The sequence below is a fragment of the Sorangium sp. So ce119 genome (genome assembly GCF_051524405.1).
Classification (GTDB): domain Bacteria; phylum Myxococcota_A; class Polyangia; order Polyangiales; family Polyangiaceae; genus Sorangium; species Sorangium cellulosum_G.
In genome coordinates this window covers 6,083,347-6,108,179 of the sequence record NZ_CP150310.1, presented here as the reverse complement: position 1 = coordinate 6,108,179, position 24,833 = coordinate 6,083,347, and the positions used below count along the sequence as shown (strand labels likewise).

Here is a 24,833-nt window from a genome sequence, read left to right as displayed (position 1 = left end):
GTGCTATCTCTCTCTCTTTCTTTCTGTCTCTCTCCTCCCCGCCTCCCTGTGTACTCTCTCTCTCTGTCTCCCACTCAACAAGCCGCTGCTACCGGCGGCGCTGCGCGCCGCGGCAGATCTGAGCATGGTCCAGACCTTCCGATGCGGGTGGCCGTCAGGCGTCGAGGTCGCTCTGGGACGGTTGGTCGAGATTGACCACTACCCGGCGCCTGGCCTATCGCTCGATTTCCGCGAGCGGCGCGTGGCCTATCGCTCGACCACCGCGAGCGGCGCGTGGCCACGGCGGGCGACGCGGGCGAAGGCGCCGGGCATGATCCCGAAGGCGCGCCGGAAATGGCCGTGCAGCTGGCTCTGATCGCAGAAGCCGAGCGCGCTCGCCACCTCGCTCACCGGCCTGCCCGCCGCCAGCCACGCGTACGCGCGCGCGACGCGCATGCGCAGCACGTAGGTGTACGGCGGGATCCCGTGCTCGGCGCGAAACGCACGGCATAGCTGGAAGCGATCGAGCCCGGCCGCCGCCGCCAGCTCGTCGAGCGAGAGGGCCTCGCCGAGGCGCGCCTGGATGAGCTCGACGGCGCGCCCGAGGCGGCCGCGCGCCGCGCTGGCGTGTGGCCACGCATCGGCCGCCGTCGAGCTGGCGCACCAGCGCGTCGAGCGCCTCGGCCACGACGACCTGCCGCGTGAGCGGATCGTGACGGCGTCGCGCGCCGCCTCGCTGCCGGTGAAGCTCGTCGGCGTCCCCGCCGGCGCCTTGCTCTTCGCCTACAGCTTCGTCTCGCCCTTCTTGCCCCGACGGTGCTGGCGCCGGCGTCGATCTTGATGATGGTCTGGTTCGCGCTCATCGCCTGGCAGAACGGCAGCCAGCGGCGCGCGTGACGCATCCCCCATGCGTCCGAGCCTGGGAGATTCGGCACCGTGTGGGTAGGGGGTAGGGGGTCCAGACGCCTTTGCGAAGGCAAGTGCCCACGTGCCCCAACGTTCGGTTGACATCATCGCACAACCACGACGTGGTCGTGCCATCCAGAAAGCCCTGGTAATTTGGCGGGTAAGCGTGTCCCGCTGAGCTCAACGGTCACCGCTCTGCTGTACGCGCCTCCGGCGTGGCGGATCGGCTCGGCCAGGATGGGCCGGCCGTCGTCGCCGGAGGTCGAGGGCTGGTCGCGCTGCGCCCCAGCAGCGTTACCGGCGAGCGCGCCGGTCAGCCGTGAGCGCGGCCGGGATCTGCTCGACGGCAACGGCCGGAGGTCGCATCAGGGGAGCGGCCCCCAGAGCGTGCCGCAAACCCCACCCGTGTAGTTGATGCGGTCCACGTACCCGTACCCCGTGATATCTGTGTCGGGACACTGATATCGATTCGTCCCTATCGTGGTCGGGCTCTGGGACGACGGCGAGCCGGTGCCCCACTCCCCCCCGGGCGTGCTGCACCGGAGCGTCGCCGTCGAGCAGAATCCCCCGGCGCTGGTCGTGACGCACTGGACCCCCGTCGCGACCTTGTCGCTGGGGCAATCGTTCGTCCAGACGTGGTTCGTCGTGGACGATGGACCGGGCGTACAGTAGATCCGGAACTGGGAGCGAGACGAATTGCTCTCCCAGCGGCTCGCGAAGCTCCCGTTTGCGCACGTGGGCGAGACGATAGGGGTGCATCCACCGAGTCCGCAGCTCCCCGACGACCACCCCGTCCAGCCCGACACCGTCGAGGCCAACGTCGCGTCACCGGTCTCCTCGGTGCTGTCCCACGCATCTCCGTCCGACGCGTCCATCGCGCAGCTCGCATTGGCGAGGGCGACGCACGCGAGGAACGCTGTTGCCAATGACCGTGTTCGCATGTTCTCCATCCTTTTTCTGTTGTGGGTGTGATGCCTTCCAGCGGCTCGTCCGCTTCGAAGGATACGGCTCGTTCGCTTCGAGGAAGAAAGGAGAGCAATCCGATCGGGAGACGACTCGCTTGCGACGGCGCGCTGCAACGCGGTCGATCGATACGAAGCCGGACCGCGCCATGGACCGCTGCTGCGCGAGCACTCGCTCGGTCCCCCACGTCTAGAAGTTGGATTCCCTTGTGTAGATGTCGAGCTGCCGTGTTCAGATGTCGAGCTGGCCCATTCGCCTGCCTCGTCCGCTCCTTCCGGCGTCGAGTCCGGCCGCGAACGCCAGCACGAGCGTCACACCAGTCACGATGAGCACGCGATCAGCACGTCACAGACGGCGCTTCAAGTCACCTACGCCGTGACTGCATGTCGTCGGCTGGAGTCTAGTGTGCAGCATCGCAATGCGCAAGATCTGTCCGCGCCAATTCGGTGCACCCGATGCCGGCGCGCGATGGCCCGACGGCATATCGTGGAATCATCCAGCACGGGAGTGCGCGTTCATCGTTCCCCCCGGCGCAGTCTGCTCCTGTTGCAATTGGATTGTTCTACTGTCCTCCGTCTGCCGATCGCCGGGGCGCTCGTGGACCGCTGGGGGTCGTGCGCAAGAGCGTCCTTCCGGGCCCGTGACCGCCGCGCGCAACCGGGCTGCTGCGCGGCGAACAGGGTGTCCTTCTCGCGCTCGACGTTCCCGGGGTCGTGCGTCCGCTCCGATGGGAAGATCGGGAGGAGACGCCGACGCTCGTGCTGGAGGACGCGGGCCCCGAGGACCTCGAGGCAGCGGCGCTCCGGCAGCCGCCTGTCCCGCCTCGCTCCGGGGTCGTCTGGATCTCGGCGTCGCGCGGACAGGCGGTTTCCTCGCCGTCGCCCCGCGCCATCGCATACAGTGCACGCATGAGCCACGTCGTGATGCAGGCAGCGGAGTTCTCGACGGTCGCCGCGGCGGAGCAGGCCGCGGCGGAGCTGCGGCGGCTCGTGGCGGACTACGTCAGCTACGAGGAGACCGCCGACGCGCCGTGGAGCGAGGGCGCCGTGCCCGCGCCGCTGGTCGAGTTCGGCCGGCGGCACGGCGTGCCGTGGCCGGGCGACCCAACGTCGCGGTTCCTGCTCAAGGGCCTGTTCAACGACGAGGCGAACGTGCTCAGCGTCGATCGCCTGGTGTTCTTCTGGGGCGGCGGCTTCGATCTCGGCGGCGCGTGGCTGCGTGAGGTGCTGCTGCGCGGGCTCGGCGCGGTGCGCTCCACCGACGCGCCGCGGCTGGTGGTGCGCGTGGACGATCCGCAGGCGCGCGCGGCGGCGTCGGCCGAGTTCCTCGTCGACGAGGACCACGAGGAGCCGTTCACGACGACGGACGACGCCGTGCTCGATCGTACGCTGTTCACCATCACGTTCGAGCGCGACGGCGACCGCGTTCACATGACGTTCGAGGACTCGGGCGGGCAGGACTGGGCGTTCGTCGCGATGCTGCCCCAGCTCTCGGGCGACGATCCCGCGCTGCGCGCCCCCGCGCCGGGCCTGCACGCGAGCGTGGTCGACGGCGGAGAAGCGCGCGGCTGAGGGCTCGAGCTCGGCGCAGAAGAGAGCGCGCCACGAGGTCGGCTGCCGTGAGGTGCTCTCGGCCGCACGAGCTCTCAGGACGGCCGAGGGGCGCCACGCCGCGCTCCAGAGGCCGCTCCGCCAGCCTCTTCTCTCTCGGGCTGGAGGACACCGCAGGTCGGTCGATTGGAATTGACGTTGTCCATGTGAACGTTCACAATTTGTCCGCTCGGCACCTTCTTGCGACGCCGGAGCCTTGCTTGGTTCGAGAGATCAAGTTCACACACACAGAAGAGAACTCCATCGTGAGCCGAAATTGGACTGCCTGGGGCGCCTTGCTGGCAGCCATGCTGGGGTCGGTACCCTCCGCGCGAGCAGCGACGTTGCAGATGGTCAACGACTGGGGAGTGAGCGGTCTGCCTGGTGACGTGAGCATGCACGTCTATGTCCCGGACCACGTGGCGCCCAATCCTCCGATCCTGACGCTGGTGCACTACTGCGGCGGGACCGCCAGCGCGGTCTTTGGTCAGGCGCGGGGCGGGGGCATCGTCGACGCGGCGGACGAGCATGGCTTCATCATGGTCGTCCCCAGCAGCGGAAGATGCTGGGACGTCGTGTCGGACAAGACGCGCACGCGTGAAGGCGGTGGCGACAGTCACGCCATCAGGCAGATGGTGAAGTACGCGCTCGACACGTACGGAGGTAACGCAGATCGCGTCTATGCGACGGGAGATTCGTCCGGCGGCATGATGACCGAGCTCCTGCTTGCCCTCTACCCGGACGTCTTCAAAGCAGGCGCCGCGTTCGCGGGCATGCCGGCCGGGTGCCGCGCAGCCAACGAATCCGGCAACAACGGCGGATACAGCGGAGCGTGCGCGGGCGGCTCGGTGACCCACACAGCGCAAGAGTGGGGGGACATCGCCCGTACGCTGGCCCCGGGGTACGCGGGACGTCGCCCGCGGCTGCAGCTTTTTCACGGCGATGCCGACAGCATCATCAGGTACCCGAACCACACGGAAGCCATCAAGCAATGGACGAATGTCCTGGGCGTGAGCGCGAGCCCGACGTCGACCGACATGGAAGTCCGGCTCGGCGACCACGATGCGACGCGGCAGCGCTGGAAGAATGAGTGCGGCTACGTGGTCCTCGACGCGTTCACCTCGATAGGCGGCGATCACGGCCCTTCCGACGCGTTGTTCCCCGCTGAGTACGTCATCCCCTTTCTGGGCCTCGACAGGACCGGGCCTGTCGATCCCGAGATAGAGCAGTGCAGCGGTGGTGAGGGGGGAGGCGGAGGCGCAGGCGGAGCCGGTGGAGACGGTGGGGGTGGCGGACAGGGGCTGGGTGGCGTGGGCGGCGGCACCGCCGGGAGCACGGGGGCGAGCGTCACCGCAGGCGGAAGCGGGGGCGCAGGCGGGAGCGGCGGGAGCGGTGGAACGGGCGGCGCCGTCACGACGGGCGGCCCGGCGGGCAGCGCTGATTCCGGATCGTGCGCCGTCGGCAGGGCCGATCCGGGCGAGTCCGTCGGGACCTCCCTGGTTGCTCTGGCAGCTGCGGCTTCTACCTTGATCCGTCGTCGTCGTCGGAGGACGGCGGTCGGGTCAACCTGAACGGCTAGCGGTGGAGGCGCCGGCGATGTCGATCAGCTTCTCTGCGATCGGCGGCGTGATGGGGGCGAGGGGTGTCCGCCGGGGAAGAGCGCGGCGGCGGCCGAACGCGACATGCGGGCCGCGACCGAGATGCTGTGATTTCGCGGACTTCAGGAGCGCCTCACCCTGGCGGCGCCAGGGTGGAGGGTGGCGGCCGTCCCCCCATCGGGCCGCTGCCGCAGAGATCGACGCAGAAGGATACCGCCTGCCGGGAGGCATGCCACGTCGCGGTGAGCAGCAGGCTCACGCTGCGACAGAAAGACTTCACTCCGGCAATATCTGCTCTCGTGGTGAGCCGGTCCGATGGCGATCCGCTACTGCCATTGGTCAAGGCCGCCTTCAAGGCGTCCGGGTACAAAGTGAAGCAGCTCCTGATCGAGCTCGCGAAGACGGATGCTTTCCACGACAAGGCTGCGTGACAGGAGGGGGAGGGTATGTCGAAATTCCGCTTGAGCCGACGTGCCATGCTGCGGGGCGCCGGCGCCATCGCCGTCGCGCTCCCGTGGCTGGAGATCATGGGAACCGAGCGCCTGGCGCGCGCGCAGCCCGCCCCCGCCCGGCGCTTCCTCGCCGTCTACACGCCTGGCGGGACCGTGATCGACCGCTGGCGTCCGACCGGCACCGAGACGAGCTTCACCCTGGGCCCGATCCTGGCGCCGCTCGCGCCGGTGCAGGACCGGCTGCTCGTCGTCGACGGCCTCGACATGCAGAGCGCGCGCGGGGAGCAGCACCAGAGCGGGATCATCGCCTGGCTCACGGGCACGCCTCAAGAGGGCACCCCGAGCGGCTACGGGAGCGGGCCGTCCATCGATCAGGTGATCGCCTCCCGGATCTCGGCCGGTCGGACGGCGAAGGCGAGCATGCAGCTCGCGGTGCGCTGGGCGACGGGCAAGTCCCACGGCCTGATGTCGCCGATGAACGTCGCCAATTTCGAGTACACCGCGCCGTACAGCCCCATCCCGCCGCGCCTCGATCCGGTGGAGATCTTCACCGAGCTCTTCGGTACGCTGGACCCCGGCGCCAGCGACGACGCCGCCCTCCGCCTCGCGCGGAAGCGATCGATCCTCGACTTCCTCGACGGGCGCTACTCCGCCCTCTCCGCGCGGCTCGGCGCCGCCGACCGACAGAAGATCGACCAGCACCTGACGAAGATCCGCGAGATCGAGCAGAGCCTCAGCAGCACGCCGGCTGCGACGGCCGCTTGCCGGGCGCTGGCGAGGATCGACACGTCCGACTACAACCCGAGCGCTGGGCTCAACGCGGACGACAACGGCACGATCGTGGACAGCTCGACCGACGCGGCGATCCCCAAGGTGGGCAAGCTGATGACGGACATGCTGGTGATGGCGCTCGCCTGCGACATCACCGCGGTCGGCACCCTGCAGTGGAGCGACACCGAGGCGAAGCACACGTTGCCGTGGCTGAACCTGACCGATAACCACCATTTCTACCAGCATAACGGCGGCTTCAGGCCGGCCGAGTGCGAGCTCATCCACACCTGGTACTCGGAGCAGCACCTCTATCTCTTGCAGGAGATGGACAAGGTCGACATGGGCGGGCACTCGCTGCTCGACGAGAGCGTCGTCTTCTTCGGCTCCGAGATCTCGGATCCGGCGTCCCACAGAAAGACGGACATGCCGTTCCTGCTGGCCGGCGGCGGCGGGGGCCTGCGCACCGGGCGCTGGGTCCGGTACCCGAGCCTCCCGCACAACAACCTGCTCGTCTCGATCCTGAACCTGTTCGGCGACACCCGGACCACGTTCGGCGCGCGGGCGTACTGCACCGGACCGCTCACGAACCTCACGTAGGCGTTTCCCGCGACGCCTGGCTGAAGGCGAGCTTCGCCGCCGGCGCGAGCGGGAGCGCGAGCCATCCTCGACCGCGGAGGTGGGGCCGCGCTGAATTTGCGCGCCGTGGTTCGCGCGGGGGAGCACGCACGGAACGCGCGGGGGAAGGCCACGTTTTCCCCTTCCCGCTGCAAGCGTATATCAGACATGGGGGCTTGCTGGAAGCCCCGGATCATGCCGCACACTCCCTGGCCATGACGAAACACGCAGTGGTCATCGCTGGTGGGGGTCCGACGGGGATGATGTTGGCGGGGGAGCTCGCGCTGGCGCGGGTGGACGTCGCCATCGTCGAGCGGCGCGAGCGCCAGGAGCTCGCGGGGTCGCGCGCAGGAGGGCTGCACGCACGCACGATCGAGGTGCTCGATCAGCGCGGGATCGCGGATCGGTTCCTCGCGGAAGGGAAGATCGCTCAGACCGCGTCGTTCGCGACGACGCCCCTCGACCTCAGCGACTTCCCGACGCGCCACAACTACGGGCTGGCGCTGTGGCAGAAGCACTTCGAGCGCATCCTCGCCGCGTGGGTCGAGGAGCTCGGGGTGCCGATCTACCGCGGGTGTGAGGTGACGGGGTTCGCCCAGGAGGACGCCGGGGTCGATGTCGCGCTGTCCGATGGGCGGTCGTTGCGGGCGGCGTACCTCGTCGGATGTGACGGTGGGCGCAGCCTGATCCGCAAGAAGGCCGGGATCGGTTTCCCGGGGTGGGAGCCGTCGGTCAGCTACCTGGTGGCCGAGGGCGAGATGGTCGAGCCGGCGCTGGGCATCCGCCAGGGAGACAAGGGTGTCTATGGCATCGGGCCGCTCGAGGACGGCAAGCGGGTGCGGGCGGTGCTGTGCGAGAGGGAGATCCGGCAAGACGAGGAGCCGACCCTGGACGACCTGCGCGAGGCGCTCGTCGCGTCCTACGGGACCGACTTCGGGGTGCACGGCGTCACGTGGCTCTCGCGGTTCAGCGACGCGACCCGGCAGGCGGCGTCGTACCGGGAGCGGCGGGTGCTGCTGGCCGGCGATGCGGCGCACGTGCACTCCCCGGCGAACGGGCAAGGGCTCAACCTCGGGGTGCAGGACGCGGTGAACCTGGGGTGGAAGCTGGCGCAGGTGGTCCACGGGACGTCGCCGGAGAGCCTGCTCGATACCTACCAGGCCGAGCGGCACCCGATCGGGGCGCGGGTGCTCAAGCACACCATGGCGGCGACGGCGGTCCATCGGGGCGACGAGCGGACGAAGGCCCTGCGCGAGACCATGGCCGAGCTGTTGGCGCTGGAGGAGGCGCGCAAGTGGTACGCCGGGCTGGTCTCGGGTCTGGGCATCCGCTACGACCTGGGCGCGGGACACCCGCTGCTCGGGCGCCGCATGCCCGATCTGGACGTGGAGACCGAGGGCGGGCCACGGCGGGTGTTCACGCTGCTGCACGAGGCCCGGCCGGTGCTGCTCGACCTCGGTGAGCCCGGGGCCCTCGACCTCGGTCCCTGGGCGGATCGGGTGAAGCGGGTCGACGCGCGGTACGCCGGGGTGTGGGCGCTCCCGGTGCTCGGCGCGGTCGCGGCGCCCAGGGCCGTGTTGATCCGGCCCGATGGATACGTCGCGTGGGTGGGAGACGGCACCGACAAGGGCCTTCGTGAGGCCCTGACCACGTGGTTCGGGCCGCCCACGAGGGCGTAGCTCGCTCAGGCGCCCGCGTCACACCCGGTCGCCCGGCGAGGAGGCGAGCAGGCCCGCCCTGGCGGCGGGTCTGGACCCCTGTCCACCTCAGCCCTTGTTTCCCGCTCGCCGCTCGAACCGCAGCCTGAGCACCTCGTCCTCGAGCTCGTTCGCGATCGCCATCGCCCGCCGCCTCGCCTCCGCGCCCTCCTCGCCGCCCGCGATTCGCGCCAGCATGTTCAGCGCCATCGCGCGCATCCGCAGGTGCCCGCCGTCCCCCGCGTGCCGGCACGCCTCCCGCGCGAGCGCCGCGCCTTCCTCCGGGAAACCCTGCTTCCACCGCGCATACGCCAGCCCGTTCGCCCGCCGCGCCCGCGCGAAGGCCGGACCGTCCTCCGGGATGCGCCGGTAAAGCGCCTCCGCAGCCGCCGGATCCGGCGGCTTGCCGCCCCAGGAGCGGTTCCGCTCGAAGGCGCGTTGATCGATCCACCGGGCGAACAGGCAGGCTCGGTCGTGGGCGGGCATCGGCAGCTCGAAGAGCGGCTCGATCTCGTCGAGCAGGCCGGCCACGCGCGCGACGTCATCACGGCTCGCCAGGAAGGCCTCCGTGAGCAGAGCCTCCACCCGCGCCTCGGGCGGGGCCTTTCCGAGCAGCGGCCGGATGCGGGCGAGGTGCGTCTTTCCGGCCTCGCGGTCGTCGCCGCGCAGCACGCAGGTGGCGTGGGCGAGGGCGAGGAAGACGTGGGAGGTAGGATCCTCGCTCACCGGCGGTCGATCCCAGAGGCGCAAGAGGTCCTGGGCGAGGGGCAGGGGCAGGTCGGTGAACCGCGAGTGATAGGCGCCCATCCAGCGGGCGCGCTCGGTGAGCGCGTCCGGCAAGCCGAAGGCCGCGAGCGCGCGCGCCCCCCAGGTGCCGCCGTCCCGCTGGCCACGCGTCCGCAGCCGGCGCAGGGCGCGCTCGATCGAGGTGACGTCGTCCTCGTAGCCCCGCAGGGAGGAGAGCCGCTCTGCGACCGCGGTCAAGGAGCCGTGCTGCGCGACGAGCCAGGCGACGTAATCCTCCCAGGAAAAGCCTGCGGGAGCGGCCTGTCCGGTTTCGTGTCCGGGCATGTTCTTCGCGCGGATCGTATCAAGGCTCAGAAGAAAGGAGGACGGACATGGGAAAGGAACCTGCATTTTTCCTGGTGATCGATCTGGAGGCGACGTGCGACGAGGAGGGCCGCATCCCCGCGCGCATCATGGAGATCATCGAGATCGGCGCGGTCCTCGTGGACGGCGCGACGCTCGCGCCCGTGAGCGAGCTCGCCACCTTCGTGCGCCCGGTCATCCGGCCGAAGCTCACGGAGTTCTGCACGAAGCTCACGACGATCACGCAAGCAGACGTCGACGCCGCGCCCACGTTCCCCGAGGCCATCGCGGCGCTCGGGCGCTTCGTCGGCCAGCGGGAGGCGCTCTTCTGCTCGTGGGGCGATTACGACCGCAAGCAGCTCGAGATCGACGCGGCCCGCTGGGGCGTGCCCCTGCCGCTGCAGGGGCACATGAACATCAAGAAGCGCTTCTCCGCGGCGCTCGGGGTGACCCAGCGCTACGGCATGGCGAGCGCGCTCGGGCGGCTCGGACTCCCGCTCCACGGGACACACCACCGCGGGATCGACGATGCGCGCAACATCGCGCGAATCCTGCCTTACGCGATCGGCCGCGCGCCGGTCCCGGGTGCAGGGCCCGCGGGGTGAGCGCCTCGCTGGGGCTTTGCCCCGGACCCGACCAGGGGCTGTCTGCCCCTGGACCCGGAGCAGCCATGGCATCCAGGCCACTGTGAGGTTCGGGTACGGGGAGCCGCTGCGAGGCTCGGGGTGAAGCCGACGCCGATGGATGAGCCAACGGGGCACACGATCGGCTCGCTCGGGCGTTGCTCAAGGACGCCCCCATCCTCGTCCTCGACCTCAGCACGCCGGGACGAGCGAGGGAGCGAACCCGAAGTGCTCGGCGTAAGCCGCTTCGAGCGCCGGGCGGTCGAGCTGCTGCTCGGCGCGCGTGCCGTCCGACGCCGTCATGACCAGGGCCGAGCCGGTGAGGGTGACGCGGCCTCCATCGGCGAGCAGCCGGGTGCACAGCGGCTTGCGGGTGAAGTGCGATTCGGGCGAGGTCTGATGGTACAGGCACATGGGCTCGAACTCGTCGAGCTGCCGGGCGCGGCCATCCAGCCGGTAGACGGCGCGCCCGTCGCGGTGCAGATCCCAGGTCTCGCCGAGGTCGGCGCCGGCGGCGCGGCCTTCGTCGCGTTCGGCGGGGCGCAGCGCGAAGGCGCCGCTCGGGTCGTCTTGCGGGCCCGCCACGTCGAGGCGCAGGGGGTACCACGCGCTGGCGCCGAAGCCCACGTCGGCCAGGAACCGCTCGCCGCCGAGCGTCACCCGCAGCGTCAGGTGGTCGAACGGCGGTCCCATCGACCCGTCGGCTCTGTACACGCGGGCCTGGAGCAGCTCGACGTGCATGCCGCACCGCTCGAGCAGCCAGGCGAACGCGCTGTTGAGCTCGTAACAGAACCCGCCGCGCCCCTGCGTCACGAGCTTGCCGAGCACCGCCTGGGGAGCGAGGTCGATGGGTCGCCCGAGGTGGATGTCGAGGTTCTCGAACGGCACATGCACGAGGTGGGCGAGGTGCAGGTCGCGCAGCCCGCGCTCGGTCGGTGGCGGCGGCGCGGCGAGCTGCAGCCGCGACAGGTACCGTTCGAGGAGGTCGTTCTCGTTCATGCCCCGCAGGATAGGGCGAGCCCGCAGCGGATCCAGGTCAGTCCTCGCGATCAGGACCCGCCTCGCGCTGCCGCTCGTGGTGGCCCGAGTCTGACGCGTGACGGACCGGCTACTCGCTCGAGGCGATCCCGAACATCTCTGCGACGCCGCAGCTCTCGGCCGCTGCCCGCTCGTGCCACGCGCGTCGCGTGTGAGCGAGCACCCGCTCGTTGAGCGGCGTCGCAACACCATGCGCGGCTCCGAGTCGGGTGATGAGCTCGTGATACGTGTCGGCTTCGAGCGCCTCGTCCGGGCCCAGCCCTCGAGCGCGTTGCTCGAACGCGCGCCAGACCTGGTTGTAGAGGGGCGCGCGCCGAGCGCTCAGGCCGCGCGCGGCGGAGAGGCGCTGCCACTCGATCTCCTGCTCGAGGCTGCGAGCGCGCCCGTCCCCCGACGCGGCCTCGATCCCCGCAGCCGCCAGCACCGCGCGCGCCTCCTCGAGCAGACGCGCCTTGCCCTCGGCGAACGCCGCGCTGGTGTGATCGCGCGGGTGGATGAGCGCGTTGGGGATGCTCATGAGGTTCACGCAGAGCTTGAGCCACTTGTCCCGGGCGATGGTCGGCGACAGCCCGGCATCGAAGCCCGCGTCGCGGAGCACCGCGGCCAGCTCGAGCGCCGCTGGCGATAGGCCGTCAGGGTAGCTGCCCACGATCACCCGCGCGGCTCCTCCCGAGCGCACCTCGATGTCACTCAACCGCGTGACGGTCTGCCGCCACACAAGTCCGAGCACCGACCGGCTGTGTCGCGCCAGCACGGCTTCGTTGGTGACGTGATTCTGAGCACTGACGACCGTCGCCGCTGGCCAGGCGTCGGCGATCTCGGGCGCGAGGATCTCGGTGTGACCGGCGTGCACACACACCACCACCCAGCCCGGCTCGAGGTGACGAGCCGCGGCGCAGCCGACGAACGCCCTCACGCGGCCGCGAAGGGGCTCGCCGTCCAGTTGCTCCAGGGACACCCCGCGTTCGTTCAGCGCGCCCGCTTGTTCGGCGCGACGCACGACGAAGACAACATCCCGCCGGCGCGCCGCGAGCCGGGCTCCCAGCGTGAGCCCGACGGAACCAGCTCCGACGACGACCACGGGCTGCGCTGCGGAGCTTCGGGCGCCCGTGTCGGGGTCGATCTCGTGCGAGGCGGACATCGGCGCCAACCCTCGCATGGCTCGCCGTCCGTCGCCAAGGACGCCGGTGTCACCGCGGGGGCTCAGCCCGGACGCGGCGGCGCGCGGTACGCGGGCGGCATCGGTGAGGAGCGCGCCCCGGCGCGCGCGGGCGGCGTGGGTGCGGCGGCCGAGCTCGGGGCTGGCACGCAGGCAAGGCACGTGCGACGCGCCGCAAGTCCTCGCGATCATGCTACGGAGTTCGAGCTGTCCTGCTCAACGACCATGCTCTCGTGCAAGGTAGGAGAGGCCGGCCGTTGCCCCGGTGCTCCTGGCCTGGTATGGCCAGGGTGGCTGTCATGAGCTGGACCAAGGATGACCAGAGCAAGCTCGACCGCCTCCGTGGCAAGGAGCTCTCCGGCACGCTGACGGAACCCGAGCAGGCGGAGCTGGCGGCGCTCATGGCGCGGATCGAGGCGGAGGAGGCGGCGCTGCTTGCCCCGGAAATGGCTCGGCTGCGTGCCGAGGCCGGGGACGTGGCGGCCGAGCTGGCTCGGGTCGAGAGCGAGAACGAACAGCTGGCCCAGCTCATGGCCCAGCAACAGGCCCTCGTGGCCGACACGCGCAGGTTCCTCGAGGAGTGAGAGCGGGTGAGGCGCGGGCAAAGAGGCGGTGCGTGAGGCGGAGGTTGGCCTTGGGCTCGTCAGCGCTTCGGCGATCGAGGATTCATCAAGGCGGCAGCTCACCCCGTTCCCCAGCCAGCGACAGGATTCTCTGGCGGATCTCGTCCGACAGCCACATGCCCGCATCGGCGAGCTTGTCGACCCACGGCCCAACGTTTTGCGTGATCCCTCGAGACTTTGCCTCCAGCAGGATCTTGAGCGTTCCCCAGACGACCAGACCTGCCGCTTGAGCCGTGCGTCGTGCCAGAGCATCGTCGACGCTGGGGACCCAGACGTCTTTGAACATCTCGGCGAGCCAGTCCATGGCACCGATGCGGTGAAGGTAGAGCAGGGGCGAGGTATTGCTGATCGCTTCAGCCAACCGCGGCCTCCAGCGAGCGGAGCTCGGCGTCGAGAGGGAAGACCTTGTAGCGGCCCAGGCTCAACAGAAATTCGACCCGCGCCACTCCTGCGAGCTCCGCAGCGCGGCCTGACGAGAGCCGTCCCAGCTCGTACAGCTTGACCGCAACGAGGGTGCGGAGCTCTCGCGCGAACTCAGCTTCGTCCATCTTCTCCTCAAGGAGCACCTGCTCGGGCACATCAACCACAATCTGTCGAGTTGCCATGTTCCGTCCTTGGTTGCTCGGAGGGTCGAGGAAGTCGAGCTGCTCATGGCATCACGTGGCGTCGACCGGCACGTGACCGAACAGCCGGCGCGCGCAGTCATGCCCGTACAGCCTCACCGCAAGGCGGACGCGAAGCTCCTGGTCGTCCGCCTTTGGGTGACGAGCACGGATGCTCGCGAGGGCGAGCTCGCGGACCGCCTGGCTCAGCCGCATCGCAGCCTCGAGCCGCTTTTCCGGAGGGATGCGCCGGAGCAGCTCGTGGTAGCGTGCGTCCGCTTGCGGCGACGTGTCGGCCATCGACATACAGCATGAGTCTAGCAGAAACCGCTCGCACGGGACGGGCTCGCCGCCGGTCCTACATCCGAGCTCCTTGCCAGATCCAGCGGAGCCGACCTCCCATCCTCCTGCCGTGCAGGAGCGCACGCGTCGCTCGGAGTCGGCCTTGAATTACCCGCAGGCCCGTCGATGATCACGACATCGACATGCTCACCGAGGAGCGCTTCAACGACGCGCCGAACGTTGGTGACCATGGGCCGCCTTCGCTTCCTCGATGAACTCCAGTGCTTTCCGCATCCGCTCGACTCTCTCGGTGGGAGTCAAGCGCAGGTTCTCGGCGATGAACGATGTATCGATGCCAGAGGGGACTCTTTCGAGTATCCGCTGATCCCAGCTCTTCTCGGCGTCGGACGGTTTAGCCTCTGTTCGTTCGCCTGGGCGGTCACGCATCGGCTTCGGGCTCCTGACCCCTGTACCATGGCGGGGATCCCTGACGAAAGCGAGCGAGCATGGCCCCCGAAGCCGGCCGGCTGTCGTCGCCCTGAGCGCGTACGCCCGCCGCAGTCCTCCCGCATTGGACGTCGCAGCGGCCGGGTGGCTCCCCCCGTCCGACCTCGCGAGCGCCTTTCTCGCGCGCCATCCACGGCGAGGTCGCACCCTGGGGCGCACGATGCCGGGCCCCCGGTGCGGAAGCTGGCGTACCGGTGGTCGCCGGCGGTCGCCGGAGGCGACGCGTGAGTGCGGGTCGACCTCGATGCGGTGTCCAGGGTCGGTCCCGCGGTGGCGCCTCGTGCCGCTGCCGGTCGTGTCGCTGGAGGCTCGCGGAACTGCCGGCCGGTGCGGTGAGCCGGGGGGCTGACGCCATCGGCGCCGCTCGTTCTCGACCGCGAGGGCCGCGTGCTGTGTCGTCGCGGTACCTCATGGTATCTTGCGGCTCGTGCAACGAGCCATCCAGGGCCCGCCGCCCGGCTTCGACGACCTCACCGTGCACGAGCAGATCGAGTACGTCCAGGCGCTCTGGGAGCGGATCGCGGCGAGGGAAGACGAGGTGCCGGTACCCGAGTGGCACAAGGCCGAGCTCGATCGCCGGCTCGCCGAGGTCGAGGCCGCACCGAATGCCGGCCGCTCCTGGGAACAGGTCGAGGCCGGCCTCCGTACGCGCCTCTCAACGCGTCGATGAGCCGGCTCCTCATTCTCCCGTCTGCCGAGCTGGAATCCGGGAGGCGGCGGACTGGTACGAGGGCGAGGAGGACGGCTGGGCGGACAGTTCGTCGATGAGCTACGGCGCATCGTGCGCCGGATCAGCGACCTCCCGTCGCAGTTCCCCGAATGCCGGGGGGGGGTGTCCGGCGCGCATCCTCGCTGTACTCCATCAGCGGCGTAGCCCGTCTGTCTGGAAGAAACGCGTTCGAAGCGAAGGTACAACGGGCTAACCTGGCCCTGGTGTCTGCGGGCACTTCGCGCCCGCAGCACACCGTCAGGGCGTTCGCGATGTCGCTGAACCCATGCTGAGAGCTGGCCGAGCGATGCTCCAGGGTTGACCCCGGAGGCTTCGACGATGGCCGTTTCAGCATGGAATGATGGCCGACCCATCATTCCATGCTGACGAAGCCGTCATCGACCTTGAAGCCGCCAGGGGAGTCCACGGCCCCCCGAACGACGACGAAGAAGCGCTCGATCCCCCCTGCGAGGTCGAGCAGCACCAGGCCGGCCAGGCCGCCGATCCCCCGCGAGGTGGCCGACATCGTGGGCGTGACGAACTCGCCACTCAAGCCCGAGCAGATGGCGCAGCTGCGCAAGGAGTTGCCCGTTGATGCGGAGATCCTGGACGACGTGCCGGCGCTGCTCGCCGAGGATGCGGCCGCGCTCGTTCCGCCTGTTCAATGCATCAGCAACCGATCCTCGCCTTCCTTCCTGGCTGCGGGGATGGCATCCTGCCGGGCATGACCGTCGAGCAGATCGTCGCCGCCATCCGCGCCCTCCCTGTAACCGACCGGCTTCGCGTGATCGAGCTGGTCGCGCACGAGGCCGCCAGCGACGTCCCTGCTGCAGATCATCCGGCGCGACGTGAGGGCGTCACCTTGACCGAGCGGCATGGCCTCCTGCTTGTCGACGCTGACGCCACCATGCCGGCCGAAGTGTTCGACCATCGCCCCGATCGCGATGCACGAGCGGACCGGATCCAGGGAGAGTCGTGAAGCTCGCCTTCGACACGAGCGTGCTCGTCGCCGGACTGCACCGGGCGCATCCGCACCACGGTCGCGCCGTCGTCTGGATCGACGCGGTGGCCGAGGGACGGCTAAGCGGCTTGGCCACCTGGCACGCCCTCGCGGAGCTCTGGTCCGTGCTCACCCGCCTTCCGAAGCCGGCTCGAGCGAGCCCGGAGCAGGCGTTGCAAGTCGTCCGTCGGGTCCGGAGTGTGTACGACGTCCGCCCTGTGGATCCGGCCGTGTACGACGAGGCACTTCAGCGGTGCACAGATCGCCAGCTCTCTTCTGGCGTCCTCTTCGATGCCCTGCACCTCGTGGCGGCCGAGCATGCCGGCGCGGATGCGCTCGTGACGTTCAACGGTTCGGACTTCCTCCGGCTCACCGCTCCGACCTCGCCGCGCATCGTGATCCCTCCAGATCCACCCGAGGTCACTCTTTGACCCCTGACAAGGCTTCGTCCGGTGTGAGCTCTGTCCGCGACCACGCCTTTCTTGCCGGACGATCCGCGCGAGCTCCGCGTGGAGGCGCCGCTCGTGGTGAGAGACGATGGGTCCTCGGCCACGAGGCGGAGTGACCCCCGACCGAGGTTGGGGACCAGGCCACGGCCGGTGGCTCCACGTGGTCCAGCTCGTCGTGCGGCTGCCGGAGCGCGCGGAGCTCCTGGCCGAGGCGGTCCTCTGGAGGCTGGCTGCTGGATGCGCAGGGGACGCAGCGCCCCTTCACAGAGGTCTGCGCCGCGCGAGGGCAACCTCGTGGACGGCGGCGTAGCGGCCGCTGGGCGTGACGATGACGTGGGCCGTGAGCGGGACTTCCAGCTCCGAGCCGAGGTGGCGCAGCTCCAGGGTCATGTCTTCGTCCTCGCGGGTCGGCGTCGGGTCGCCGCTGGGGTGGTTGTGGGCGAGGACGAAGCTGTGGGCGCCATGTCCAGCGCCGTGCGCAGGACGGTGGAGCGGCCGACGTAGAGGGCGTCGTCGGAACCGCGGGCGAGCAGGCGCCGAGCCGGACTATTGGCGCCCGCGCCAGTAGAAGGGCCGCCGCTTCTGATGTGCAATCGCGAGAAGTCGAATGTGATCGTCGCGTACCCGGTACAGCACGCTGTAGGGAAACCGCCGCACGAGCCACCAGCGAACATCGTTCTCCACGGCCCTCCCCGCGAGCGGTGATGCAGCCAGGGCATCGACTGCGCCTTGAACCTCGGCGACGAAGGCGTCACCAAGGCCAGGACGTGCCCGAGCGTAGTAGGCGGCGGTCTCGTTCAGCTCGACCTCAGCCAGCTCGTGAAAGATGACCGGGAGCGTCACCGGAGCCGCGCGCGGGCGTCACGAAAGACGTCCTCGGCCGGTCGCCCCCGGGACGGATCTGCGTCAAGCTCTGCGTCCCGGCGCGTCGCTTCCTCGGTCCAGAGGCGCCTGTGCTCCTCCTCGGAGAGCTCATCCAGGCTTTCCAGAAGCGTTTCTACGAGACGTGCGCGCTCCGCGACGGGCAGCTTCAGGGCTTCGGCTTCCAGCTCGGGAAGGTTCACGGGGGGATTGTACCGCGTGGCTCGGAGGCTGCCCAGGCGCGCTGCCCCATCGGTGAGGAAGATGCCGCGACGACGGCGATGGCCGACGTTGGCTGGCGTGGCGCAGGCACGGAGCGGCCGGAACGAGCTTGGGCTGGACTAGCCAAGCTACGGTCGGTTGCTTCACGTGGTCCAGCGCCTCTGCCGCTGCCGGGGCTTGCAGAGCTCCCGGCCGGGGCGGTGCGCGAGAGGTGGCGGCCGGATGCGCAGGGGCGCAGCGCGCCGGCGGTGCTGCGCCCGCGAGGGGCTACTCGGCTACTCGTGGACGGCGGCGTAGCGGCCGCTGGGGGTGACGATGACGTGGGCGGTGAGCGGGACGTGCAGTTCCGAGCCGAGGTGGCGCAGCTCCAGGGTCATCGCTTCGTCCTCGTGGGTCGGCGTCGGGTCGCCGCTGGGGTGGTTATGGGCCAGGACGAAGCTGTGGGCGGCCATGTCCAGCGCCGTGCGCAGCACGGTGGAGCGGCCGACGTAGAGGGCGTCGTCGGAACCGCGGGCGAGCAGGCGCGTCTCGCGGACGCGGCCGTGGGTGTCGAGCGCGGCGATCCAGAGCTCCTCGTGGACCAGGGAGGCGAGCCTCGGGCCGAAGTACCGCGCCACGCGGGCGGCGTCGTTGAGGAGCGCGCCCCGGCGCGCGCGGGCGGCGTGGGTGCGGCGGCCGAGCTCGAAGGCGGCGGCGAGCCGGGTCGCGTCGAAGAGGGCGATCTGGGTGCGCCCGGCGAGCGCCGCGGGCGAGAGGCGGCCGAGGGAGGGGAGAGCGGTCGTGCCGACGATGCGCGGGCCGACGCCGGGCAGGCCGAGCACCATCTCGATGGAGAGGGGTAGTCAGCGCTACGCGGGCGGGTGCCAGCCCACCTCGGCCCAGCGCCGACGTGCGGCGACGATCGTCGCGCGGTTCATCCGGAGCGCGATGACCGTTGCTCTACCCGAGGGCGTCACGCCCTCTACCCTGGTTGCGTCGACGCTCCACGTGAAGTGATCGCTCCAGCGATGGAGGCGCGGGTTGAAGAGCGGCACGACCTCTCCTGTCAGCGGGTCGGCCGACTCCGTGGCGCCTGCCTTGAACTCGTTACAAGGGCGGCATGCGAGGCATACGTTCTCGAACGAGGTCGGCCCGCCCTTCGAGACCGGCGTGATGTGATCGTAGGTCAGGGGAATTCCGCTATTGGCCTCGCTCGTCAGGCAGTATTGACAGCGGCGCCGATCGGCCTCCTCGATACGAGAACGGAGCAGCTCGGAGACGTAGGTTGACACCGCAGTCCGTCTTCCAGCGCGTGGAGGGCGCGCTACGGGGGAGCGACGGCGTGCCCGCGCCATCGCAGGAGCGCCGCAGCGTGCGCCTTGCGGAGCATGAACAGGTCGCTCTCGTGGCGAAGACGCTCGAGCTCGATGCGCTCCGCCGGCGTGAGGAGCCCCTGGGTGTTCCGGTCGAGCAGCTCGTCGTAGCGCGCGAGCTCTGCTTCGGACCTGCGGCTCTTTGCGATCTCCCAGAGCGCCTGGTCGTCCATCTTGTCCAGGCAGGCGAGGTCGACCTGGAACTCCGGGGGCGCGTCGTCCCAGGCGGGAGGGCTGCCGAGGCTCAGCGCCCGCAGCATCACGGCTTCGAGCGGCTGTCGGGTCGCGAGCGCAGTCCCCCGGAGGCGCTGGTAGAGCGCTTCGGGGAGAGCGAGGGTGACGGTGGCGGTCGACATCGCGCTGGGGTGGACGCGGGAGGCAAGCCCGCTTCGCCGTCGAGCCTAGCACGCGGAGCACCCCGGCTCCTCCCGTCCCCGGCCAGCCGCGATGACGAGAGCGAACGCGCGGCGGGGCTGCCGGCTGGGGCGGTGCGCGGGAGGCTGGCGGCTGGATGCGCAGTGGCGGGATGCCCCGCGAGGAGACCTACTCGTGGACGGCGGCGTAGCGGCCGCTGGGGGTGACGATGACGTGGGCCTTGAGCGGGACTTCCAGCTCCGAGCCGAGGTGGCGCAGCTCCAGGGTCATCGCTTCGTCCTCGTGGGTCGGGGTCGGGTCTCCGCTGGGGTGGTTGTGGGCCAGGACGAAGCTGTGGGCTGCCATGTCCAGCGCCGTGCGCAGGACGGTGGAGCGGCCGACGTAGAGGGCGTCGTCGGAACCGCGGGCGAGCAGGCGCGTCTCGCGGACGCGGCCGTGGGTGTCGAGCGCGGCGATCCAGAGCTCCTCGTGGACCAGGGAGGCGAGCCTCGGACCGAAGTACCGCGCCACGCGGGCGGCGTCGGTGAGGAGCGCGCCCCGGCGGGCGCGGGCGGCGTGGTAGCGGCGGCCGAGCTCGAAGGCGGCGGCGAGCCGGGTCGCGTCGAAGAGGGCGATCTGCGTACGCTCGGCGAGGGCCGCGGGCGAGAGGCGGCCGAGCGAGGGGAGGGCGGCCGTGCCGAGGATGCGCGGGCCGACGCCGGGCAGGCCGAGCACCATCTCGAGGAGGGCGGCCTCGGTCGCGGTCGGGAGATCGGCCGCCGTCTCGGCGGGGGCGTCGATGGGGCGCGGCTCATCGGGCTCATCGGGCCACCGCCGAGAGCGGGTGAGGGCGCGGGCGAAGAGGCGGCGCGCCGCGAGCCGGCTGCGAGCAGCGGCCGCCCAGAGCTGGTTCCGGCATACCCCTACGGCCGGCTGGGGGGAGCCCCGAGCGGTTTTCCACCTTACTTCCCGCGTAGAAAGACATTCCACCGTCGCCTAGCATCAGGGCGCGGAGGCACCTCATGTCGAAGAGCAATCTTCCAGGCAGGCTCGGAGCTCTCCTTGTCTTCGGCACCGTCTGCGCGATCATGATGCCGGCATGCAGGATGGTGCACTTATACCTGCTACGACGCGGCTGATGTCGTCGGCGCTGCCATCACACTGAAGCCCGCCATTGGAAGCAGCATGGTCCCCTGGATTCAGCTCTGTCGACCGAAGTGATCGAGGGACTCGCCATGGACGCTGATGACGCATCGAAGCGCGCTGCCCGGGTGGCGCACGTTGTTTCAGGAGCCCTGAACCTGGCAGGCTTGCTCGCGTCGTCGCGCGCAGCGCGCAAAGCCGGCGCGATGCCGTCACGCGAGCACGTCCTGGAGCTCCTGAGCGAACTCCTGACCGTCATCGGCCAGGGCCCCGAACCAGGGCTCAGCGCCGGTGGGCGGCCGCTGGACATAGCGCCACAGGTGGAGAGACTCCTCGCGTCATGCCAGGGCTGGTCGCCATCGGCGGAGATCCCGGCCGAAATCCAGCGTGCCGCGCGTGACATGCTCGCTGTGTTCGCGGTCCCTGAGCCGCCCGGAGGGTGGGACGGCTGGGAAGGCGCACCGCCTGAAGCGCCGCCTGGGCCGGAAGACCTCGACCCGGGCCTTCCGCCTACCACGGCGGAGCTGGCAGCGATGCCCGATACGATCACATTCGCGGCAGCCGTCGTGTGGTGCGGCTATCTCGCTTCACCCAAGATGGTCGCGAAGATCCCTCCCGCGGATCTGCGGCGCCCGGCGCTCGCGCACATCGACAGCTTGCTCGCGACCTTCCGGCCTGTTCGCCGGAATCACCCGGAGACGCGCGCATGGTGGCGAGCGCTGCTCGAGCGCCTGGAGAGCTTCCGAGCGCTCTGCGAGGCATGGGACGGCACCAAAGCACCGCCCCTCGGCTTGCAAGATGCCGCGCGGGCGGTCCTCATGCAACTCAATCACACGTCGAGCTCGGAGGAGCTTGAAGCGCTCGATGAGGAGGTAAACCCTTTTTACCTCCGCTCTCCCAGCCCACGAGACGCGTAGGCTCTACAAGCCGGCGCTACGCGCCTGGATGCAAGCCCACCTCGTCCCAGCGCCGGTGTGCCGTGACGATGCTTGGAGGGCGCCCGCTACGGGGGAGCGACGGCGTGCCCGCGCCATCGCAGGAGCGCCGCAGCGTGCGCCTTGCGGAGCATGAACAGGTCGCTCTCGTGGCGAAGACGCTCGAGCTCGATGCGCTCCGCCGGCGTGAGGAGCCCCCGGGTGTTCCGGTCGAGCAGCTCGTCGTAGCGCGCGAGCTCTGCTTCGGACCTGTGGCTCTTTGCGATCTCCCAGAGCGCCTGGTCGTCCATCTTGTCCAGGCAGGCGAGGTCGACCTGGAACTCCGGGGGCGCGTCGTCCCAGGCGGGAGGGCTGCCGAGGCTCAGCGCCCGCAGCATCACGGCTTCGAGCGGCTGTCGGGTCGCGAGCGCAGTCCCCCGGAGGCGCTGGTAGAGCGCTTCGGGGAGAGCGAGGGTGACGGTGGCGGTCGACATCGCGCTGGGGTGGACGCGGGAGGCAAGCCCGCTTCGCCGTCGAGCCTAGCACGCGGAGCACCCCGGCTCCTCCCGTCCCCGGCCAGCCGCGATGACGAGAGCGAACGCGCGGCGGGGCTGCCGGCTGGGGCGGTGCGCGGGAGGCTTTCGGCTGGATGCGCAGGGGCGGGACGCCCCGCGAGGAGACCTACTCGAGGCAGTATTGACAGCGGCGCCGGTCGGCCTCCTCGATACGAGAATGGAGCAGCTCGAGCTACGGTCGGTTGCTCCACGTGCTCCAGCGCCTCTGCGGCTGCCGGAGCTCCCGGCCGGGGCGGTGCGCCGGAAGCTGGCGGCCGGATGCGCCGGGGCGTAGCGCCCCGCACGGGCCTATTCGTGGATGGCAGCGTAGCGGCCGCTGGGGGGGACGATGACGTGGGCCGTGAGCGGGACGAGCAGCTCCGAGCCGAGGTGGCGCAGCTCCAGGGTCATCGCCTCGTCCTCGCGGGTCGGTGTTGGGTGGTCGCTGGAGTGTTTATCGAAGACTCATCCGCCGAGGGCTTCTCGGAGCCGCGCATACGGGCTCTTTGGGGATCGCTATGAGGGTTGCTGTCCGAAGAATGAGCGTCTACGGCAGCTGGGAGAGCGCCCGCGCTGCAGGTCCACACGCTCTGGCGAAAGCGATCGTACGAGCGACTGCTGGCCTGCGGGGCGTTGGCCAGACCCAGTTTGCCCACTTCGGCGGCGATCCGGGGTGCGTCGGACTCACGATATCCACGGAACCCGTGCTGGCCGCTCTTGACGCCGCGCGGCACCACGCGCCGCTTGAGCTCCTCCTTGGCATCCCGGATCATCCCGACGTTCTTTCCGACATAATCGTTCGGGCTGCGCCAGCTCGGGTTCGCGGCTTTCACTGCGTCGGGCCACAAGAACCACCACGCCTCCATCTCCCATGCGGGCGCGACCGCGTGGGCATCGCAGCCCACCGCCCGCAGGGCCGATTCGATCTGCGCGGCCACGTGCTCGTGGGCAGGCTCGACGTCATCGCAGTCCTCGTGGGCGAAGACGCAGCGCACCTCGGCGCGTACTCGCTCGGCGTCGACGGCATCCGCGATGCGCTGTGCTCGGTCCGGCACCTCCTCGGGCCGTGCGCCCTTGATCAGCACCAGCGGATGTCGGCGCGTCTGCACGCGCCTCGCCAGATCCGGGGAGAGCGCTCCGAGCAGCATCTTGATGCTCTCTCGGTCGTTCTCGTCTTCCCCGAAGACCAGCACAATCGACGGCAGCTTCGGGGCCCTCTTGCCGCCGCGCCTGGGCTGCTCCCGGGGGCGCCGACTCAAGGCGTGCCCCCCAGCGTTCCGCTGAACCAGAGCTCGCCGAGCCCCATCTTCCCTGCTAGCTTTTTCTCAATCTTCCGGACCTCCACCGGATCCGCGGCAGGGATCAACGTCTCGCCGCTCTCCCGATGTCGCTCGCAAACGATGAGCTCGGAGGCGCGCAGCCGGTTCACGAGAGCCGGCGAGTGTGTGACCACGAGGAACTGTGTTCGTGATGATGCGTCACGCAGCCTTTCAACCAGTCGGTCGAAGACGTAGGGGTGGAGCCCGTGATCGATCTCCTCGATGCAGGTGAGGCGCGGAGGGGCTGGGTCGTAGAGCATCGCCAGAAGCGCGAGCGCCCGGATCGATCCATACGACGCGTCAGCCAGCGAGGTGCGATCGCGCAGCGCGCGCTCTTCCAGCTCGACGGCGATGGCCTCCTCGGGGCCGCCTACAGGGCGGAAGTGGATGTGCTCGAGGCCGGGGATCATCGCGCGCGCGTCGTCCACGAGATCGCGGAAGGTGCCAGCGTCGCCGGATAGCTTGTGCAGGAAGGCTGCGAGGTTCGCGGCGTCGGGCTGGAGCTTCTCGCCGCGTTCGAGCGCTGAAGGCAACCGAGCAGCCGGCACGTTGATATCGAAGACACGAAAGGTCGAGAACAGGTCGGCAATCTTGCCCACCTGCTCGCCGCCCCGATCCGACGCCAGACGCGGCAGTGTGGACAGGCCGAGCGACTCCTTTTGGAGCAGGTTCTCTGATCTTGGCTTGCCCTTCCGCGGAGTGTCCGTCGAGGTGTCGTAGATGGTGAATTCGGTCCCGTTGATGGTCAGCCGGCGGCCGCTGCCTTGGGTCCTTTTGAATCGGAACTCCTCGTCGCGACGGAGGGTGGCCATGGTTCTCCCACCCGGCCGTTTCCATGCCTTGCCTTGGCTGAAGCGTAGCGTGTACGCGTCGCGTGCCCTGTCGCTCGCATATCGGGTGACAATCGCCTCGACCGTGATCTCGACCGTGCGCGCCTGTGCCTGACGCGCTCCGCCTCGGAAAGCGACCTGCTCGAACCCACCACGCTTCGTGATGGCCGGACGGAGATCCTCTCGAACGGCATCGCCGAGGAACGCGATAAGGTCCAGGAAGTTCGACTTGCCGCTAGCGTTGGGTCCGACGAGGACGTTCAACGGCTGTAGCTCCACCTTCACATCCCGGAGGCTGCGGAAGTTCTTGGCGCGGACTGTGACCAGGGGCCGCATCGCGGCGAAGACTACCTCGTACTCGGAGGGCGTGGCCAGCTGCAAGCGCGGTTTGATGACGCAGGTCCCGGTTTGCTGGTGGGGCCGGCGCGCGGCAGCGCTACGTCGGGGCCGGGCAGCAGTCGGAGGGGAGGCGGTGGGCCCGGATGAGTCTCCTCAGAAACGCGTTGAGGAGGGTGCAGGCGTGCACGGGCATAGGTCCGCAGGGCGGCGCTGGAGCGACCCGACCCAGCTCAGGGCGGCGCTGGAGCGACCCGACCCAGCTCAGGCTAGGCCCTGGGTCGGTTGCCTTACGCG

Annotated in this window: 32 protein-coding genes and 1 pseudogene; 13 read left to right on the top strand and 20 right to left on the bottom strand. The window is 69.9% G+C overall.

Annotated features, from left to right (window positions below; translation table 11 throughout):
* Nucleotides 1-246 precede the first annotated feature (246 nt).
* Nucleotides 247-525, bottom strand: a complete 279-nt coding sequence (locus tag WME76_RS23060) for a helix-turn-helix transcriptional regulator (RefSeq protein ID WP_437962146.1) — start codon at nucleotides 523-525, stop codon at nucleotides 247-249.
* A 37-nt stretch (nucleotides 526-562) separates the two neighbouring features.
* On the opposite strand from WME76_RS23060, the gene WME76_RS23055 reads away from it, so the two are divergent.
* The gene (locus tag WME76_RS23055; protein ID WP_437954446.1) at nucleotides 563-820 is read left to right on the top strand and encodes a hypothetical protein; all 258 of its coding nucleotides are present in this window, start codon (nucleotides 563-565) and stop codon (nucleotides 818-820) included.
* 430 nt (nucleotides 821-1,250) lie between these two features.
* Here the strand turns inward: WME76_RS23055 and WME76_RS23050 are convergent, their stop codons facing one another.
* Nucleotides 1,251-1,826: a hypothetical protein gene (locus tag WME76_RS23050; protein ID WP_437954445.1), complete on the bottom strand. Its 576-nt coding sequence runs from the start codon at nucleotides 1,824-1,826 to the stop codon at nucleotides 1,251-1,253.
* A 735-nt stretch (nucleotides 1,827-2,561) separates the two neighbouring features.
* Here WME76_RS23050 and WME76_RS23045 point away from each other — a divergent pair.
* The 5 genes from WME76_RS23045 to WME76_RS23025 all read left to right on the top strand — a co-directional run bounded on the left by WME76_RS23045 (nucleotide 2,562) and on the right by WME76_RS23025 (nucleotide 8,552).
* Nucleotides 2,562-3,419, top strand: a complete 858-nt coding sequence (locus WME76_RS23045) for a hypothetical protein (protein WP_437954444.1) — start codon at nucleotides 2,562-2,564, stop codon at nucleotides 3,417-3,419.
* A gap of 368 nt (nucleotides 3,420-3,787) precedes the next feature.
* Nucleotides 3,788-5,008, top strand: coding sequence for an extracellular catalytic domain type 1 short-chain-length polyhydroxyalkanoate depolymerase (locus WME76_RS23040; protein ID WP_437954443.1), 1,221 nt, complete (start codon nucleotides 3,788-3,790; stop codon nucleotides 5,006-5,008).
* 269 nt (nucleotides 5,009-5,277) lie between these two features.
* Nucleotides 5,278-5,466 carry a hypothetical protein gene (locus WME76_RS23035; protein WP_437954442.1) on the top strand — a complete coding sequence of 63 codons (189 nt, stop codon included), beginning with the start codon at nucleotides 5,278-5,280 and terminating at the stop codon, nucleotides 5,464-5,466.
* A 45-nt stretch (nucleotides 5,467-5,511) separates the two neighbouring features.
* A complete protein-coding gene (locus WME76_RS23030) occupies nucleotides 5,512-6,855 on the top strand; it encodes a DUF1552 domain-containing protein (protein ID WP_437962145.1) in 1,344 nt (447 codons plus the stop codon).
* Between the two features lie 233 nt (nucleotides 6,856-7,088).
* Nucleotides 7,089-8,552 carry an FAD-dependent monooxygenase gene (locus WME76_RS23025; RefSeq protein ID WP_437954441.1) on the top strand — a complete coding sequence of 488 codons (1,464 nt, stop codon included), beginning with the start codon at nucleotides 7,089-7,091 and terminating at the stop codon, nucleotides 8,550-8,552.
* 87 nt (nucleotides 8,553-8,639) lie between these two features.
* Here the strand turns inward: WME76_RS23025 and WME76_RS23020 are convergent, their stop codons facing one another.
* Nucleotides 8,640-9,641 (bottom strand): hypothetical protein, encoded by a 1,002-nt coding sequence (locus WME76_RS23020; protein ID WP_437954440.1) that lies wholly within the window; start codon nucleotides 9,639-9,641, stop codon nucleotides 8,640-8,642.
* 47 nt (nucleotides 9,642-9,688) lie between these two features.
* On the opposite strand from WME76_RS23020, the gene WME76_RS23015 reads away from it, so the two are divergent.
* Nucleotides 9,689-10,264, top strand: coding sequence for an exonuclease domain-containing protein (locus WME76_RS23015; protein ID WP_437954439.1), 576 nt, complete (start codon nucleotides 9,689-9,691; stop codon nucleotides 10,262-10,264).
* Nucleotides 10,265-10,474: 210 nt separating this feature from the next.
* Here WME76_RS23015 and WME76_RS23010 read toward each other — a convergent pair whose 3' ends face one another.
* Together WME76_RS23010 and WME76_RS23005 are read right to left on the bottom strand one after the other, a co-directional pair.
* Nucleotides 10,475-11,281, bottom strand: a complete 807-nt coding sequence (locus tag WME76_RS23010) for an arylamine N-acetyltransferase family protein (protein ID WP_437954438.1) — start codon at nucleotides 11,279-11,281, stop codon at nucleotides 10,475-10,477.
* 109 nt (nucleotides 11,282-11,390) lie between these two features.
* Entirely contained in the window at nucleotides 11,391-12,461 is a 1,071-nt protein-coding gene (locus WME76_RS23005) for a ketopantoate reductase family protein (protein ID WP_437954437.1), read from the bottom strand.
* 317 nt (nucleotides 12,462-12,778) lie between these two features.
* On the opposite strand from WME76_RS23005, the gene WME76_RS23000 reads away from it, so the two are divergent.
* On the top strand, nucleotides 12,779-13,063 hold the full coding sequence (locus tag WME76_RS23000) for a hypothetical protein (protein ID WP_437954436.1): 285 nt from the start codon (nucleotides 12,779-12,781) through the stop codon (nucleotides 13,061-13,063).
* A gap of 85 nt (nucleotides 13,064-13,148) precedes the next feature.
* Here the strand turns inward: WME76_RS23000 and WME76_RS22995 are convergent, their stop codons facing one another.
* Genes WME76_RS22995 through WME76_RS22985 form a run of 3 tightly spaced genes read right to left on the bottom strand, consistent with a single transcriptional unit; the run spans nucleotide 13,149 to nucleotide 14,010 of the window.
* Entirely contained in the window at nucleotides 13,149-13,463 is a 315-nt protein-coding gene (locus WME76_RS22995; protein ID WP_437954435.1) for a DUF3368 domain-containing protein, read from the bottom strand.
* Nucleotides 13,456-13,707 (bottom strand): UPF0175 family protein, encoded by a 252-nt coding sequence (locus WME76_RS22990; RefSeq protein ID WP_437954434.1) that lies wholly within the window; start codon nucleotides 13,705-13,707, stop codon nucleotides 13,456-13,458. The genes WME76_RS22995 and WME76_RS22990 overlap by 8 nt, the downstream gene beginning before the upstream one ends.
* Before the next feature lie 51 nt (nucleotides 13,708-13,758).
* The gene (locus WME76_RS22985) at nucleotides 13,759-14,010 is read right to left on the bottom strand and encodes a hypothetical protein (RefSeq protein ID WP_437954433.1); all 252 of its coding nucleotides are present in this window, start codon (nucleotides 14,008-14,010) and stop codon (nucleotides 13,759-13,761) included.
* A gap of 910 nt (nucleotides 14,011-14,920) precedes the next feature.
* Here WME76_RS22985 and WME76_RS22980 point away from each other — a divergent pair.
* Nucleotides 14,921-15,163, top strand: a complete 243-nt coding sequence (locus tag WME76_RS22980; protein WP_437954432.1) for an addiction module protein — start codon at nucleotides 14,921-14,923, stop codon at nucleotides 15,161-15,163.
* A gap of 412 nt (nucleotides 15,164-15,575) precedes the next feature.
* On the opposite strand, the gene WME76_RS22975 is transcribed toward WME76_RS22980, so the two are convergent.
* Nucleotides 15,576-15,728 carry a hypothetical protein gene (locus tag WME76_RS22975; protein ID WP_437954431.1) on the bottom strand — a complete coding sequence of 51 codons (153 nt, stop codon included), beginning with the start codon at nucleotides 15,726-15,728 and terminating at the stop codon, nucleotides 15,576-15,578.
* Between the two features lies 1 nt (nucleotide 15,729).
* On the opposite strand from WME76_RS22975, the gene WME76_RS22970 reads away from it, so the two are divergent.
* The 3 genes from WME76_RS22970 to WME76_RS22960 are packed head-to-tail and all read left to right on the top strand — an operon-like array spanning nucleotide 15,730 to nucleotide 16,633.
* Nucleotides 15,730-15,930 carry a hypothetical protein gene (locus WME76_RS22970; protein ID WP_437954430.1) on the top strand — a complete coding sequence of 67 codons (201 nt, stop codon included), beginning with the start codon at nucleotides 15,730-15,732 and terminating at the stop codon, nucleotides 15,928-15,930.
* Nucleotides 15,927-16,181 carry a hypothetical protein gene (locus tag WME76_RS22965; protein WP_437954429.1) on the top strand — a complete coding sequence of 85 codons (255 nt, stop codon included), beginning with the start codon at nucleotides 15,927-15,929 and terminating at the stop codon, nucleotides 16,179-16,181. The genes WME76_RS22970 and WME76_RS22965 overlap by 4 nt, the downstream gene beginning before the upstream one ends.
* Nucleotides 16,178-16,633 carry a type II toxin-antitoxin system VapC family toxin gene (locus tag WME76_RS22960; protein WP_437954428.1) on the top strand — a complete coding sequence of 152 codons (456 nt, stop codon included), beginning with the start codon at nucleotides 16,178-16,180 and terminating at the stop codon, nucleotides 16,631-16,633. The genes WME76_RS22965 and WME76_RS22960 overlap by 4 nt, the downstream gene beginning before the upstream one ends.
* Before the next feature lie 279 nt (nucleotides 16,634-16,912).
* On the opposite strand, the pseudogene WME76_RS22955 reads toward WME76_RS22960, so the two are convergent.
* The 7 genes and pseudogenes from WME76_RS22955 to WME76_RS22925 all read right to left on the bottom strand — a co-directional run.
* Nucleotides 16,913-17,187, bottom strand: a pseudogene (locus WME76_RS22955) (JAB domain-containing protein); the annotation flags it as partial.
* A 10-nt stretch (nucleotides 17,188-17,197) separates the two neighbouring features.
* Nucleotides 17,198-17,494, bottom strand: a complete 297-nt coding sequence (locus WME76_RS22950; protein WP_437954427.1) for a type II toxin-antitoxin system RelE/ParE family toxin — start codon at nucleotides 17,492-17,494, stop codon at nucleotides 17,198-17,200.
* Complete coding sequence (locus tag WME76_RS22945; protein ID WP_437954426.1) at nucleotides 17,491-17,715, bottom strand: addiction module protein; 225 nt, start codon at nucleotides 17,713-17,715, stop codon at nucleotides 17,491-17,493. The genes WME76_RS22950 and WME76_RS22945 overlap by 4 nt, the downstream gene beginning before the upstream one ends.
* 294 nt (nucleotides 17,716-18,009) lie before the next feature.
* A complete protein-coding gene (locus WME76_RS22940; protein WP_437954425.1) occupies nucleotides 18,010-18,558 on the bottom strand; it encodes a JAB domain-containing protein in 549 nt (182 codons plus the stop codon).
* 24 nt (nucleotides 18,559-18,582) lie between these two features.
* A complete protein-coding gene (locus WME76_RS22935) occupies nucleotides 18,583-19,005 on the bottom strand; it encodes an HNH endonuclease (RefSeq protein WP_437954424.1) in 423 nt (140 codons plus the stop codon).
* Nucleotides 19,006-19,037: 32 nt separating this feature from the next.
* On the bottom strand, nucleotides 19,038-19,442 hold the full coding sequence (locus WME76_RS22930; protein WP_437954423.1) for a hypothetical protein: 405 nt from the start codon (nucleotides 19,440-19,442) through the stop codon (nucleotides 19,038-19,040).
* Between the two features lie 187 nt (nucleotides 19,443-19,629).
* On the bottom strand, nucleotides 19,630-20,178 hold the full coding sequence (locus WME76_RS22925; RefSeq protein WP_437954422.1) for a JAB domain-containing protein: 549 nt from the start codon (nucleotides 20,176-20,178) through the stop codon (nucleotides 19,630-19,632).
* A gap of 497 nt (nucleotides 20,179-20,675) precedes the next feature.
* Between WME76_RS22925 and WME76_RS22920 the strand changes: the two genes are divergently transcribed.
* On the top strand, nucleotides 20,676-21,500 hold the full coding sequence (locus WME76_RS22920; RefSeq protein WP_437954421.1) for a hypothetical protein: 825 nt from the start codon (nucleotides 20,676-20,678) through the stop codon (nucleotides 21,498-21,500).
* Between the two features lie 86 nt (nucleotides 21,501-21,586).
* Here WME76_RS22920 and WME76_RS22915 read toward each other — a convergent pair whose 3' ends face one another.
* From WME76_RS22915 to WME76_RS22900, 4 genes are all read right to left on the bottom strand, one after another.
* Nucleotides 21,587-21,991 (bottom strand): hypothetical protein, encoded by a 405-nt coding sequence (locus WME76_RS22915; RefSeq protein WP_437954420.1) that lies wholly within the window; start codon nucleotides 21,989-21,991, stop codon nucleotides 21,587-21,589.
* A 369-nt stretch (nucleotides 21,992-22,360) separates the two neighbouring features.
* Nucleotides 22,361-22,462, bottom strand: a complete 102-nt coding sequence (locus WME76_RS22910; RefSeq protein WP_437954419.1) for a hypothetical protein — start codon at nucleotides 22,460-22,462, stop codon at nucleotides 22,361-22,363.
* Entirely contained in the window at nucleotides 22,459-23,244 is a 786-nt protein-coding gene (locus WME76_RS22905) for a hypothetical protein (RefSeq protein WP_437691535.1), read from the bottom strand. The genes WME76_RS22910 and WME76_RS22905 overlap by 4 nt, the downstream gene beginning before the upstream one ends.
* A gap of 62 nt (nucleotides 23,245-23,306) precedes the next feature.
* Nucleotides 23,307-24,536 carry an AAA family ATPase gene (locus tag WME76_RS22900; RefSeq protein ID WP_437962144.1) on the bottom strand — a complete coding sequence of 410 codons (1,230 nt, stop codon included), beginning with the start codon at nucleotides 24,534-24,536 and terminating at the stop codon, nucleotides 23,307-23,309.
* Nucleotides 24,537-24,833: the final 297 nt, after the last annotated feature.

Bases quoted from the DNA above. Each gene is read 5' to 3' on its own strand.
- WME76_RS22920 (WP_437954421.1), top strand. From the start codon at position 20,676: ATGGACGCTGATGACGCATCGAAGCGCGCTGCCCGGGTGGCGCACGTT.
- WME76_RS22900 (WP_437962144.1), bottom strand. From the start codon at position 24,536: ATGCGGCCCCTGGTCACAGTCCGCGCCAAGAACTTCCGCAGCCTCCGG.
- WME76_RS22990 (WP_437954434.1), bottom strand. From the start codon at position 13,707: ATGGCAACTCGACAGATTGTGGTTGATGTGCCCGAGCAGGTGCTCCTT.
- WME76_RS23020 (WP_437954440.1), bottom strand. From the start codon at position 9,641: ATGCCCGGACACGAAACCGGACAGGCCGCTCCCGCAGGCTTTTCCTGG.
- WME76_RS22965 (WP_437954429.1), top strand. From the start codon at position 15,927: ATGACCGTCGAGCAGATCGTCGCCGCCATCCGCGCCCTCCCTGTAACC.
- WME76_RS23010 (WP_437954438.1), bottom strand. From the start codon at position 11,281: ATGAACGAGAACGACCTCCTCGAACGGTACCTGTCGCGGCTGCAGCTC.
- WME76_RS22930 (WP_437954423.1), bottom strand. From the start codon at position 19,442: ATGTCGACCGCCACCGTCACCCTCGCTCTCCCCGAAGCGCTCTACCAG.
- WME76_RS23050 (WP_437954445.1), bottom strand. From the start codon at position 1,826: ATGCGAACACGGTCATTGGCAACAGCGTTCCTCGCGTGCGTCGCCCTC.
- WME76_RS23025 (WP_437954441.1), top strand. From the start codon at position 7,089: ATGACGAAACACGCAGTGGTCATCGCTGGTGGGGGTCCGACGGGGATG.
- WME76_RS22915 (WP_437954420.1), bottom strand. From the start codon at position 21,991: ATGTCGACCGCCACCGTCACCCTCGCTCTCCCCGAAGCGCTCTACCAG.
- WME76_RS23040 (WP_437954443.1), top strand. From the start codon at position 3,788: ATGGTCAACGACTGGGGAGTGAGCGGTCTGCCTGGTGACGTGAGCATG.
- WME76_RS22975 (WP_437954431.1), bottom strand. From the start codon at position 15,728: ATGTCGGCCACCTCGCGGGGGATCGGCGGCCTGGCCGGCCTGGTGCTG.
- WME76_RS22940 (WP_437954425.1), bottom strand. From the start codon at position 18,558: ATGGTGCTCGGCCTGCCCGGCGTCGGCCCGCGCATCGTCGGCACGACC.
- WME76_RS23000 (WP_437954436.1), top strand. From the start codon at position 12,779: ATGAGCTGGACCAAGGATGACCAGAGCAAGCTCGACCGCCTCCGTGGC.
- WME76_RS23030 (WP_437962145.1), top strand. From the start codon at position 5,512: ATGCTGCGGGGCGCCGGCGCCATCGCCGTCGCGCTCCCGTGGCTGGAG.
- WME76_RS22985 (WP_437954433.1), bottom strand. From the start codon at position 14,010: ATGTCGATGGCCGACACGTCGCCGCAAGCGGACGCACGCTACCACGAG.
- WME76_RS22925 (WP_437954422.1), bottom strand. From the start codon at position 20,178: ATGGTGCTCGGCCTGCCCGGCGTCGGCCCGCGCATCCTCGGCACGGCC.
- WME76_RS23015 (WP_437954439.1), top strand. From the start codon at position 9,689: ATGGGAAAGGAACCTGCATTTTTCCTGGTGATCGATCTGGAGGCGACG.
- WME76_RS22910 (WP_437954419.1), bottom strand. From the start codon at position 22,462: ATGACCCTGGAGCTGCGCCACCTCGGCTCGGAGCTGCTCGTCCCGCTC.
- WME76_RS23055 (WP_437954446.1), top strand. From the start codon at position 563: ATGAGCTCGACGGCGCGCCCGAGGCGGCCGCGCGCCGCGCTGGCGTGT.
- WME76_RS23005 (WP_437954437.1), bottom strand. From the start codon at position 12,461: ATGTCCGCCTCGCACGAGATCGACCCCGACACGGGCGCCCGAAGCTCC.